This is a genomic window from Bacteroides faecalis, assembly GCF_003865075.1.
Classification (GTDB): domain Bacteria; phylum Bacteroidota; class Bacteroidia; order Bacteroidales; family Bacteroidaceae; genus Bacteroides; species Bacteroides faecalis.
Map to the genome: position 1 here is coordinate 1 of NZ_BHWB01000037.1, position 12,125 is coordinate 12,125.

The window sequence follows — 12,125 nt, forward strand, 5'->3', positions numbered from 1 at the left end:
CCACGCACGGAAGGCGGTTATGAAATTATATACGGTGAACGCCGTTACCGTGCCTCATTGCTTGCAGGAGCAAAGACCATAAAGGCAACCATATATAACAATGTGACGGACGATGAAGCGGAAAGACATGTCGTTAAGCGAGAACTTGCAGCGTGAGCAGGTACGCCCCACTGAAGAAGCAAAAGCGTTCAAGCGGTTTGCTTGAAAAGGGGCAGATATGACATGTATTCACTGACCGCCCGTTTCGGACGGAGCGAAAATAATATCTATAATAACCCCATTGAAACTGAACGAACTCTATGCGCCTGTCGGTGAACTGTTGGACAATGAAACAATCACTGTCAGCGTAGCCGAGGAGATAAGCACCTATGAGCCCGATATACAAAAGGACGTGTACGAGAAGCACCTCAAAGAGGGGAACGGTGAGGATTGGACGGGATATACATTGAACCTCTTCAAAGGTACTTTGAAAAATACTATACCACCGACCTTGGGCAATACAAGTTCGACAAGACGGAATGCAATACATGCGTACACAACGCAGCCAATTACAACCTTTTTGCCGAGCATAACGGGTGCGGACACTGCACCAACCGCAAATGTCTGGAGGCCAAGAACGCAGCCCATGTGGCAAAAGAGACGGAGAAACTTTTGAAATCCGATCCGAAGCTGGTTGTCGCACGCCCCTACTACGGAAGCCGTAACGATATGGCACTACAGAAATTGGACAAGAAAGGGCATGAAATCAAGGAACTTGACTACAACGTATCGGCAAGGGAATTCCCCAAAGCACCCGAAGCACCGAAGAAAGAGCAGTTCACCCAAACGAAAGAGTACGAACAGGCGGTGCAGACATTTGAGCGCAGAAACGAGGAATATGCCCGAAAGGTGGAGGAACTTGACCGCATGAAGGAGGAAGGCAGGATAAAGACCTATGTAAAGGTGGGACAGACAGAACCCGAACTCTGCTACGTGGAGATAAACAGAAAGGAAACCGCCCCCGTCACTATCGGGACATTGCAGGAAAGGGACAAGCGTTTCAAACAGCTTTCCATCGAAAAGACCGTTGCCGATACGAAAAAGATTGTCCGTGAGAACGACTATCCCGAAAGCTCGTTCACGCAGTACGAAGACGGTATGGTTTATTTTGCCATGCTTGCCCAACTTCAAAGGAGACATTTCCCGCTTTTCGGCATCAAGGACCAGCCTTTCGCATTGGACGAGAAACAGCGGATGAAAATCGTTGCCAAACTGACGGACACACAAAAAACGGTAATCAAACGGGACTTCATCAGCCACTTCCTTTGTGAGAACGGCCACGGAGACAACAACGCATCCAAGCTGCTGAGGGACTTCGCAAACATGCACTTCCCCGACCAATACGGACTTGTCAAAGCCACCCACGAGGAAGAATATCAGAAACGGCATGAACGTTTGGAGGAAAGGATAAAGGAAATGAAGAAAGCGGAAAAGAAAGCTGCCAGGGAAGCCGAAAAACAGCAGACGACAGAAAAGACGGAAAAGAAGACCACCGCCCCGAAAACAGAGAAGCCCGAAAGCGGAAAAGCCGCCTGACACCAAGCGGAAAGCATGTGCCGGAAACAATATCCGGCACATCTTTTTCACCGCCCCAAGAGAACAGAGGGCAGGGCCGGACGACCCCACCCACACCGCCACCGTAAAACCTTTTAAAATATTTGCGAATGAAATATATAAGAATGTTCCCGGACGTGGAGTATTCCACCGACAGGGATTTTTTCCTTGAAAATCAGATTGTCTGCATTGTAAGCAGGGAGGGCACGAAGTTTTGCAGCCTGATAGAAAACCGTCTGTTCATGCGTTCCCAAAGCCGCCATATCAGCAAGCGGATGCAGCTGCATATCATGTGTGAAATCCACAAGGAAATCTGCCGCCTTCGCTATGGCGGCGAGCCGGTGGAATGACCTGCCACACCCCACACCTGAATACTTCCTCTCAAAAAAGTCGGGCAATCCCTATGCGGTTGCCCGGCTTTTTTCTATTTTTGCAGGGTTGAATCAAAAAAAGAAGGTTATAAGATTAAAGAATTTGAATGATAACATATTAGAATAGCTTTTAGCTGTTTATTCCCGAACACGAAACGACCAATTTTAATGCAGGAGAATAAACGAGCGGAGTCCTTGTCATATCCATTGGCACGGACTTAACTCGTCTCCTGCGAGGCGCTTGGTCGTGCCTGTGTTCGGACTTGTTAAGTTCCGTGCTTTTTTCGGTACTTAACAGTAATTACGGACAAGGCATTAACAAAAAAACTCATGGAAATATGTATGACAGGAATGTTGCCGTTACAGGCTGTACCATTGAAAAGACAAGCCGATACGACCGGTTCAGGGAAAACAATATCCGTATGGAACTCTACCGTATTATTCTTGCACTTTATGATGAAGGATACCGCATGTTTTCCTGCAATCTGAATACCTATATCGGATTATTGGCGGCAGATACGGCCATCATACTCCGTGAAGCGGACAAATGCCCGGAGATACATCTTTCAGCCGTCATCACCGGTACATGCTATCCGGCAGATACCGACAAAGTGTATTGCGCCTTATATGATGACCTGATAAAGAAGGCGGACAGCAAGGAGACGCTTTCAGAGAAAGACAGCCTCACCGGTGCGCTTGCCGCAAGCCATATCATCTGTTATTACGAGGACTTTTCTTTGGAAATGCAGCGGATACGCATGTCCGCCACTCCTTGTACCAATATCCGCAAAATGATATAGGCATCTATTCTTTATCGCAGGTTACAACAACTTTTCCAGCCGGACAATCCGTTTTTCGGTTGATGGATGCGTGCTCATGATATATTCGGTGAACGAAGGCCGCTCCCCACCCGTTTCCGCCACCTCCAGCCGACGCAGGAACGAGAGCAGGCCCTCCCCACAACCGTAACGTACCGCATACGTGTCGCAACGGTATTCGGCATATTTGTTGATATTCACGTCTGCTATCCGACTGATACCGTAAATCGTATGATGCAACAGTTTATAAAGGCTCCACCAGAGTCTGGCCATCCCCACCACGGCGAAACGGACAGCCGGGACCACGGCGATTATCAGATTGCCTGCCAATCCGAAAAACAGGGCCGGAATCAGGAACAGCCCGTACAGGCAGCGGTAGCCCAGCAACTGCATAGAGAAAAGAAGCACCTGATAGACAAAATCATAATGCGAGATGTGTCCCACCTCATGGCTGATTACCCCTTTGAGTTCCTCGTCCGATGCCGTCTGAAGAATACCACCTGTCAGCCCGATTGTATGGAACCCGAAAGTCACGGCATTCGTACGTGCGTCCCTGTTGCAGTAGATATTCAGCTTCCTCTCCATCCCCATTTCCGAGAGCAGACGTTCCATCCGCATCCGTTCCTCACCGTCCAACGGTTTGTAACCCTCTTTCATCCACATCATTCATACGTTCAATGGTGAAAGGTTTTATAATATGTAAACAAAACAATAATGAAATACAGCTGTTCGTATGAACTGTTTTTTCTTAGGGTATGTTCCATCTTGATTTATAAAAACAGGAAAAGATGAAGAACTGATTGGCTAGATATACGGTCAATTCTTCATCATTAGCTCCGGATGCAATTATGCAGTATCCTTTATTGTCTTTTCAAAATATAATGTTCAGCCAATTCACTGCCGTTGAGCGTTCCCAGACTGTCGGACAACGCGACTGAACCATCGAGAATTTTATAGAATGTCTTCTCCCCGGAAGAAGGAGTTACCAGTTCTATGATGTTTTCACCCACAATGTTATAAATGCCACTTTCTTCAAAGACGCCATCCTTCCTTCCCAAATATTCACTCCGCAGTTCGTAGGTTGTATCACTGTTGATTTTCAGTGTTGTCCTGATACCACTGCAATCGGCGCAGGGTAATGTGCCCTCATAAGTCCCATAAAAATTCTTATTTTTGGTATTGACTGTAGTGGTGGCCATAGTAGCGCTTTCTTTTTCCTGTTGTGTAGTTCTCTTCTGTGATCCGGTACAGCCTGACATTGACGTTATTATGGCTGTTGCTACCAATAAAAGATTGAATCTGTTAAATCTCATAATTCCGAATGTTTAATAAATTAAATATTATAAATCTTTAAATCAATCTGTTGTGGTTATACTCCTTACAAGAGACCTATAGCCAGATAGCCCCTCCTTCAGTATCTCCCGCCTTATAGGTATAAGTTATGAATTCCTCAAGCGCTTCTTTCCATGTAAGGTTGAAGGTTTTCATAATGGAATGCACGGTACGGTTGCTTTCTTCATCAAGACTATCTTCTTCGATTTGGTTAACATCTGCATCCGGTTCTATGTCAAGATATTCATCACGACTCCAGAATACCACTATAGGAATACTTAAGTTGATATCCCATGTGCCACGCTGGATCAATATTCCGGAAGGCTTGTAGAACGGATCAAAAGTACCAGTTTCCGGATTGGTCTTGGATTTGTAACCGTGATAAAGACGAATTTTCAAGTCAAATTCCTTACGATCTTTCAAAAAACGGATGACACCTTTCAACCCGACAGGATTGCTTCCTCCTGTTATTTCAGCCTCCTTGTCATGTCTGGTCTTGTCCCAAGGGGTAGTATCTACATAAAGATAGTCCACTAATTTTTGCGGATCATTGTCATCAGCTTCCGGCTGCCCGTCAAAGGTGGGTTTTACATTTTCTGGTGTAAAGAAATGTTGATGTATTTTATCCTGTCCATTTTCTATAAACTGGTTATTCATCAACTCTCCCTTACTATTGTAGTAATAAATAAACATCAGATAAATAGGGGCTGGAGTAAAGTTGTCTCCATTTTTATATTCTCCGTTTTTCTGTACGTAGAACTTGTTTTGACTGCCTTCGGCAAGTGTCCAGCCCTGGCCGGTCTTCAGTTCGTAGGTTATTTCTTGAATACGTTTCATGTGTCTGGCTGGAGATTCCGGATTCTGATGAGGACCACCGACTTTCTGTATTTCATTCCAATCTGCATGCAAGTGGCATTCCACAAGACGGATTGTCATTTTGGAAGGATCTTCATGCAATTTGTTTTTTGTCTCATTTTCAGGAATCACAGGATCTTTGCTGCATGAATTAAATAATAAGGTAAAAGATGCCCCCATCAGGAGCATTAATGCGATTTTACATACATTTGTTTTCATTTTACTTGTAATTAAATAGGTTTGTTGATTATGTCTCGTTATAAGTCAAAAGCTCCAACTCACTCCGCAACGCACATCGCGCCCCATGTCGTGCGCATAGTAACGCGAACGGTTGGTGTATTCTTTATATTCTTTGTTCAGAATGTTGTCTGCCGATATCATGAACCGTAATATGTGTCCACATCTTACGGGACATTCCAGATCCACATCGGCTCCAAAAAGATGGTATGCCGGAGGAGTGTACGGGATAAGATCCGTATCCGGGTCAAACCGGGTCTGTTTTGCCACGAAACGGTGCCGGACACCCAGACGCAACCGGAAATGCGACCGGGTTCTGTGGTTCCATGAAAGCTCATGGTTGAGACGGAAAGGGGGGATATAGGGAAGATAATTTCCTGTTGTCCGTTCGTTTGCCCGTATAAAGGAGGCGGTCAGATGGTAATCCCATGAATCTGCAGGCATGAAGTGAAAGTCAAAATCCATTCCGCGGAAGAAAGCCGGGGTCTGCCTGTATTGGAATATAGGATATGCCCCTGAAATGACAGTAATGTTCTCTTTTTGGGGCTCATCATAGATATAACCGCTTATCCATTGCAGATAACCGTCCGCATGGACGCTGAACACCTTGCCACTGTAACTGATAGAGGATATCCATTTATAGCTTCTTTCGGAATTCATGACCGAATCCCCTCTGACAAACATTCCTGATCCGAGTTCATTCCCATTGCTGTACAGCTCATACACGTGGGGGGCCCTCCAGGCCATCCCGAAATTGGTGGTAAGTTTCCAGTGTCCGGAAAAAAGGTGATGGGCTCCCAGACTGTATGATATGTTATTGAACTTTCTTGTTCCCCCATAGGGATTTCCAGTCCAGTCATAGCCGCTGGCACGGGTTTCCTGCCCGTCAAAGCGAACACCCGCTTCAACTCCTCCCTTGCTGTAATTATACTTTCCAATGCCATATATTCCTGCCTGTGTCTCCGTGTAATTGGGAATAACAGGAACAACACCTGTCCCTGCCCGGCTGTGATTGTCTATGAACATGATTTGTCCCCCAATCTCCGTTTGCCATGAATTATAATTCCACTTCCACCGGAGGGAGTTTTGAAATGAATACAAGTGCAGGGAAACAGCCGGGATGTCGGATCCCAGGCGGCGGATACGTTTTTCCTGCCGGTCATCCTTCTGCCAGGAACCCTGCCAGTAAAGATTTCCAACATCCCACATGCTGAATCTTATTTTGCCAACGGCTGTCTGATGGGTGACCTCCTGATATGGATATGTGATACTTCGGGCGAAAGGGTCCGTATGCAGGGGACGTCCCAGCCGGATACGTTCCGCCAGCAGATCCTCACTTCCCATCTGGGCACTGAGCATTACCCCCATGCGGTTGTAAAAGCGGCTGTAGAACCCTTCTATTCTTAAACGGCCATGATCATAGCCGAGTGAAGCGGAGGTATGCAATTCCCTGGTTCCGGTATTGTTAAGAAGATAGTTCGCGGTAGAACGGTCTCCTGAATTCGAGCAGGTTCCCTGTACACGCCAGGCAATGTCACGGAGAAAAGGGAAGGTTCCCTCCATCTGTCCGGTAAGGACAAAACGGCGTCCGTTACTGCCATAAAGCATGGATCCCTTTCCTTTTAAGGACTTTGTCCGGAAAGGCAGGGCGGCCTGTTCCATGATAATAATCCCCCCCAAAGCCTCTGAACCGTACCGTACCGCATCGGATCCTTTCACCACCTGGATGGAATTGCTACCGTTCATGTCCACTTCCGGAGCATGATCGGCCCCCCATTGCTGCCCTGTCTGGCGGGTGCCATTGTTGATGATCAATATCCGGTTGCCATACATCCCCTGGATGACGGGTTTGGCTATTGCCGTCCCCGTACTGATAGAGCTTACACCACTGACCTGTTCGAGCAGGGCACCCAGGGAGGTCCCCAACGCATGATTGATTGCAGGGGATGGGATTTGCCCGCTCACTGCATTCCGGGTTATTCCGGAACGTTCACCGATAATGATGACTTCCCCCAATGTCGTCATTTCCGGAGAAAGACGTATCGTATAGGTGTTCTTTCTTTTAAACACATCCTTCAAGGATATATATTGAGATTTATACCCCAGACTCTGTACAAGGACTGTATCTGCGGAATTCCTTGAAGGAATAGTTACCGTTCCTTCGGATAAGCTGACAAGCACCTGCCCGCCGGCTAATACACCGGCTCCTTCAATAGGGTTTCCGTTTTCCCCGTCTATAATCAGCAGGGTCCTGGTTGTGTCTGATCGTTGCCGGTATTCCTGTGCATGCATATGTGCAGAAAATGCCATATACAGACAGGTAAGGAACAGACACACATATCGGAAATATGCATGAAATGTCATATTTTATAAAAGCGTTATAAATTGTTCAGGATAGTCAATAGGCATAAGAGCCCTTTACATGTCATCACATAGTGCATGTAATCCATAGAGAATTATGACATTCGGACAGGAGGAGCGCGAAGAGACAAAAGGAGAATTGTAGCAGTGACGCCCTGCTCCTCCAAAATAAGATATTTAACAGGCTTTACAGTCAAGGTATGGGTGTACTCCAAACTTTCCGCTTCGGTAAATAAGGATAAAGTGAAAAGACAGATAGCACATTTATCTGCTGAATCGTGATGAGGGAACTGTTGCCCGTCATGAATACATGCACGCTCCTTATGAACATGAAAGGCTTTCACAAAAAAGAAAGGCATCATGCTCAGTAACAGCAGGTATGCTACGGCTGTTCTATTTTTCATTATTCCATCCATATTACAAAGATAGTGGATTATACAGCTTCACACAATACCTACAAATAGGTATTTTTCGTTTTTTTTATATGGTCGGCAACGGCATGGAATATAACCACAGCCGTCATAAGCCTACCATACATTTTATATCCGTTCATCCGGGGGAGACGGTTGCCTCAGTAAAATAATGCCGTTTATTTGATGAATGTTCCATTTCTTAATTCTCTAAAAGCTTCCTCCAGTTCCTCCCGGCTATTCATCACTATGGGACCTCCCCAGACAATAGGTTCTTTCAGGGGAGGAGCCGACAACAAAAGGAAACGTGCGCCTTCCGGTCCGGCTTTCACCTCTACCGGTTCGTCCGTATCTTCTCCAGGAACGGGAACAGAATATAATATGGCACAACCCTTACTTTCCGCAGATTGCTGTCTCACTTCGGGGAAAAGCGAGCCTTCCAGCAAATAGAGAAATAGGTTTTCATCATCGCGTGCTTCGTTGTACTTCCATGAGGCGTCAGCGGGCAAAGTTACATCCAAATATGTTATCTGAACATACGAATTGTCCAGAGTCCCCCGTATCCCCCGGTGGCTGCCTGATAAGATCCGGACGGTTGCCTTGTCGGACATCACCACCGGGATGTCATCCGGAGCAATGTCCCTATATGCCGGTGGAACCATTTTTTTTGCAGCAGGTAAATTGACCCACAGTTGGCATCCGAGCATCCTTTCTGATGGCTGCGGCATCTCCTTGTGGAGTATTCCTGAACCGGCTGTCATCCATTGGCATCCCATGGACTGGATCACCCCTTTGTTTCCCAGGCTGTCCTCATGCTCCATTGTTCCGCTGACAAGATAGGTTATGGTCTCTATTCCGCGATGTGGATGCCAGGGAAATCCCTTTATATAATCCTGCGGATTGGTGGAGTCAAAACCGTCAAGCATCAGAAACGGGTCAAAGTCCACCACCGTCTGCTCTCCCAATATCCGGCGCAGATGTACACCTGCCCCGTCAACAGTCTTTCTTCCTCTCACAATCCGTGTCACTTTTCTTTTTTTCATATTGTTGTCATTTTAATATTAATTGTTTTTCAATCCATGCAAGAATGGTTTGTAGAATATAATTATCCCGAAGCGGATTTTCTCCGGAATATATAATTAAGTTGGTATCGCCAAATATTTCTGATACAGATGCCGTCTGCTTTTGACTATATATCCAATTCACCCTGCCTTGGTGAGAATTCACAGTCGACGACAACATGTACGTTATCCGAGATCATAGTCGGAATATATTTGGAACCTAGTTGGAAGTCCGAGCATCTGATCACACCCTGGAGCCGAAAACCTGCCGTCTCTTTACCGGACACCGGACTTTCCTTTCTGCCAATTAACATCACGTCAAACCGCACCTTTTTAGTAATTCCGTGGAGAGTGAGCTCTCCATATATCTCCCCTTTATCTGTACCGAGCATCTTCATTTCCGTACTTTTAAACACCATCATGGGGAATCTCTCCACATCAAAGAAATCGGATGAGCGCAGATGTTTATTTCTGGCTTCCACTCCTGTGCTCACACTTGCCGTCCGGACTTCCACCCGGATATCCGTATTCGTGCAATCACCATTCTTCTGCCTTACGGTAATGTCAAAGTCTGAGAAATATCCGCTGACAAAGGAGAGCCCCGCATGCTTCACTTCAAAACCGATACGGGTATGTTCGGGATCGTCAGTCCACATGACTGTCTGCGCATTGATACTAGCGGCTGTCATAAACAATAGGAACAATAAAATATTTTTCATAAACTGGATATTTCAGGAAGGCGGATGTTATTCTTTTATACAAAGGATAACATCCGTTTTCATTCTTTTATAACTGGATGCTTTTTTTGTCTGTTATACTATTTTTCTTTGAGTGTTTCCACAAAAAAAGATCCGTTATCCAACAGCCCTTGGAAGAAAACAGGAACGGTTTCTTTGCGGTTCCAGTCCCTTTGCAGTTCACAGATATACTGGGTTACGGAAGTCAGCCGAACTCCGGCCTGCTCCATCCGTCTGAGGGCCGTTTCATGAGCCAGCCTGGATGTTCCGCCGACAGCGTCAACAATAGTATATACTTCATAGCCCTCCTTCAAAAGATCCAAGGCTGGAAAACAGAGACAGACCTCTGTCCATAGCGCACAAACCACAAGTTTCTTTCTGCCCAGTGCCTTGACTGCTTCCTGGAACTCCTTGTCTTCCCATGAATTGACAGAAGTCCTGTCAATCTCAGGCTGCCCCGAAGGGCCTTCTTTATCTGGGGGATAGTAGGCTGGTTAAGACCGGTGGCAACATTCACAGTAGTCAAAATAACAGGGACATTGAACCCTTTGGCCACACGGCAGACATTGGATATATTTTCCACCAGTTCCCGTCTGTCCATGGAAGCTATGGAATGAACCTGTATGGGCTGATAATCGATGACTAACAATGCGGAGTTTTCCGGTGTTAGCAAATGATCCGTTTTGGGATCTCTGATAGGTTTGATACTACTCATTACTTTATATTTTTATAGTTAAACAAATTGAGATAGCGGTATGTAGACCTCCATCTCGTTTATTGGTTGCAAAGTTAGTAAGCTTATGTCTGATTTATCTGTTCTTAAAAGAACGAAACTTAGTCAATTACAACACTTTTTATGCCCCGACATCTCTCTGATGATACCGATGCTATTATTTCCCAACATTGACACGTATATTATATTGTTTCGTATATAGTTTGGCTTTTTTGTATATTTGATCTTTTCTTTGTATCTTGCTGACCTTTCTCATATCCGTCATTGGATGTCAGACTTTTATCCGAGCTTACAGATGAAATGGTCATTTTAGGAAAATATATAGAAATAGTTTGTGCTTATGGAGCATACCAAAGAAACATTGTCGGCCTTGGTGCGGGAAATGCAGTCAGTCACCGCATACAATAGAGGAGTTTATATCCTGAATATTGAGATTTTTTTAGACAAGTACAGTAATAAGATATTGCGTGCCGGGGCTTTCTTTTATATACTGGTGGAAGCCGGAACAGCAGAATTTGTAGTTGACTGTCATTCTTATAATGTAGGAAAGGGGGACATGCTTCTTGTCGCTCCAAGAATGTCTGTAGAGTTAATGAAAAAAAGTTCCGACTTCGGTACATGTGGTCTATGTATGGAGCCTTTCTTTTTTGACTCCCTTTCCATAGGAAACTATGTATACAAACGGCTTTATAACAACAGTCATACGACATATGTCTTACGGCTGGAGGACAGCGATACCGTACATATACGCAAAACGTTAGACCTGATGTCCCACTACCTTACTTCTGACCATCCTGAGGAAATGGCTGGTTCGCTGGTCAATTTCCTGTTGCTGCAAATAACAGAAATCTTTCACAGCCAAAATGTACATCCTGCTGGAAGAGTCAGGCATTCCGATGCTTTGTTCCGCCTTTTCAGAAAATTACTGGCTGAGAATTACAGGAAAGTACATGATCTTCAGTTCTATGCAGACTCCCTTAACGTGTCTCAGACCTACCTGTCAAGAGTGGTACGCCAGATTTCTGGAAAAACAGTGAACAACTATATAACGGAAGCACTTTATAGGGATGCCAGACGTCTGCTGGTTTTTACAGATCTGACTGTAAAGGAGATTGCTGAACAATTAGGCTTTTCAGACCAGTCATCCTTCGGGAAATTCTTCAAGAAGAAATCAGGAACATCCCCTGCAAACTTTCGTGCCGGATATAAGAAACTCCACAATTTGTAAAAATGGATGCTGTATAGTATACGCAAAAGTTGGGGAAGGAAACCAGAAGACCCTGCCACGCAAAGAAATCTCTTTTGGGATATTCTATGGATACGGACCGGAACATGTTGACAAGGGAGAGTACATTCATAATTACCGATATTTTTTTTTGGGGGGGATATAATCAGACTTTCCATTCTAAGTGATAGTTTATGTATTCTCAAGTCTATTAAAGCAGACAATATCTACTATATTTGAGACATATTTTGAAAAGATCTGACTTCATCCGTATTTGCCTTTCATTATTTTACTATTTTCACACCGCTTTAATGTGAATATGTTAAAGTCAGTTTCCTTTCATTTACATTCGGCAAACTGTATGGAAGTATAAATAATATTCTTCCGGGCCT

General features: G+C 45.1%; 10 protein-coding genes and 2 pseudogenes. 4 read left to right on the top strand and 8 right to left on the bottom strand.

What is annotated here, in order from left to right:
• The 3 genes and pseudogenes from EJF25_RS24045 to EJF25_RS24055 all read left to right on the top strand — a co-directional run.
• Nucleotides 1-1,575: pseudogene (locus tag EJF25_RS24045) on the top strand (ParB/RepB/Spo0J family partition protein); the annotation flags it as partial.
• 128 nt (nt 1,576-1,703) lie between these two features.
• Complete coding sequence (locus EJF25_RS26405; protein ID WP_060386384.1) at nt 1,704-1,943, top strand: hypothetical protein; 240 nt, start codon at nt 1,704-1,706, stop codon at nt 1,941-1,943.
• Nucleotides 1,944-2,302: 359 nt separating this feature from the next.
• Nucleotides 2,303-2,764: a hypothetical protein gene (locus EJF25_RS24055; RefSeq protein ID WP_060386383.1), complete on the top strand. Its 462-nt coding sequence runs from the start codon at nt 2,303-2,305 to the stop codon at nt 2,762-2,764.
• Nucleotides 2,765-2,785: 21 nt separating this feature from the next.
• Here the strand turns inward: EJF25_RS24055 and EJF25_RS24060 are convergent.
• From EJF25_RS24060 to EJF25_RS26030, 8 genes and pseudogenes are all read right to left on the bottom strand, one after another.
• Nucleotides 2,786-3,489: pseudogene (locus EJF25_RS24060) on the bottom strand (M48 family metalloprotease); the annotation flags it as partial.
• A gap of 153 nt (nt 3,490-3,642) precedes the next feature.
• Complete coding sequence (locus tag EJF25_RS24065) at nt 3,643-4,095, bottom strand: copper resistance protein NlpE (RefSeq protein WP_060386382.1); 453 nt, start codon at nt 4,093-4,095, stop codon at nt 3,643-3,645.
• Nucleotides 4,096-4,171: 76 nt separating this feature from the next.
• Nucleotides 4,172-5,188: a hypothetical protein gene (locus EJF25_RS24070; protein ID WP_008781907.1), complete on the bottom strand. Its 1,017-nt coding sequence runs from the start codon at nt 5,186-5,188 to the stop codon at nt 4,172-4,174.
• Nucleotides 5,189-5,233: 45 nt separating this feature from the next.
• Entirely contained in the window at nt 5,234-7,570 is a 2,337-nt protein-coding gene (locus EJF25_RS24075) for a TonB-dependent receptor (RefSeq protein ID WP_117742429.1), read from the bottom strand.
• Nucleotides 7,571-7,662: 92 nt separating this feature from the next.
• The gene (locus EJF25_RS24080; protein ID WP_195399624.1) at nt 7,663-7,971 is read right to left on the bottom strand and encodes a hypothetical protein; all 309 of its coding nucleotides are present in this window, start codon (nt 7,969-7,971) and stop codon (nt 7,663-7,665) included.
• 185 nt (nt 7,972-8,156) lie between these two features.
• Nucleotides 8,157-9,020 carry a pirin family protein gene (locus EJF25_RS24085; protein WP_060386379.1) on the bottom strand — a complete coding sequence of 288 codons (864 nt, stop codon included), beginning with the start codon at nt 9,018-9,020 and terminating at the stop codon, nt 8,157-8,159.
• A gap of 146 nt (nt 9,021-9,166) precedes the next feature.
• Complete coding sequence (locus tag EJF25_RS24090; RefSeq protein ID WP_060386378.1) at nt 9,167-9,757, bottom strand: YceI family protein; 591 nt, start codon at nt 9,755-9,757, stop codon at nt 9,167-9,169.
• Between the two features lie 98 nt (nt 9,758-9,855).
• Nucleotides 9,856-10,221: an isochorismatase family protein gene (locus EJF25_RS26030; RefSeq protein WP_235016913.1), complete on the bottom strand. Its 366-nt coding sequence runs from the start codon at nt 10,219-10,221 to the stop codon at nt 9,856-9,858.
• 627 nt (nt 10,222-10,848) lie between these two features.
• Between EJF25_RS26030 and EJF25_RS24100 the strand changes: the two genes are divergently transcribed.
• Nucleotides 10,849-11,736: a helix-turn-helix domain-containing protein gene (locus EJF25_RS24100; RefSeq protein WP_060386376.1), complete on the top strand. Its 888-nt coding sequence runs from the start codon at nt 10,849-10,851 to the stop codon at nt 11,734-11,736.
• The last annotated feature ends 389 nt before the right edge of the window (nt 11,737-12,125 follow it).

What these genes read in the sequence shown, in the direction of transcription:
- EJF25_RS26405 (WP_060386384.1), top strand. Translation starts at nt 1,704, where the DNA reads ATGAAATATATAAGAATGTTCCCGGACGTGGAGTATTCCACCGACAGG.
- EJF25_RS24055 (WP_060386383.1), top strand. Translation starts at nt 2,303, where the DNA reads ATGTATGACAGGAATGTTGCCGTTACAGGCTGTACCATTGAAAAGACA.
- EJF25_RS24065 (WP_060386382.1), bottom strand. Translation starts at nt 4,095, where the DNA reads ATGAGATTTAACAGATTCAATCTTTTATTGGTAGCAACAGCCATAATA.
- EJF25_RS24070 (WP_008781907.1), bottom strand. Translation starts at nt 5,188, where the DNA reads ATGAAAACAAATGTATGTAAAATCGCATTAATGCTCCTGATGGGGGCA.
- EJF25_RS24075 (WP_117742429.1), bottom strand. Translation starts at nt 7,570, where the DNA reads ATGACATTTCATGCATATTTCCGATATGTGTGTCTGTTCCTTACCTGT.
- EJF25_RS24080 (WP_195399624.1), bottom strand. Translation starts at nt 7,971, where the DNA reads ATGAAAAATAGAACAGCCGTAGCATACCTGCTGTTACTGAGCATGATG.
- EJF25_RS24085 (WP_060386379.1), bottom strand. Translation starts at nt 9,020, where the DNA reads ATGAAAAAAAGAAAAGTGACACGGATTGTGAGAGGAAGAAAGACTGTT.
- EJF25_RS24090 (WP_060386378.1), bottom strand. Translation starts at nt 9,757, where the DNA reads ATGAAAAATATTTTATTGTTCCTATTGTTTATGACAGCCGCTAGTATC.
- EJF25_RS24100 (WP_060386376.1), top strand. Translation starts at nt 10,849, where the DNA reads ATGGAGCATACCAAAGAAACATTGTCGGCCTTGGTGCGGGAAATGCAG.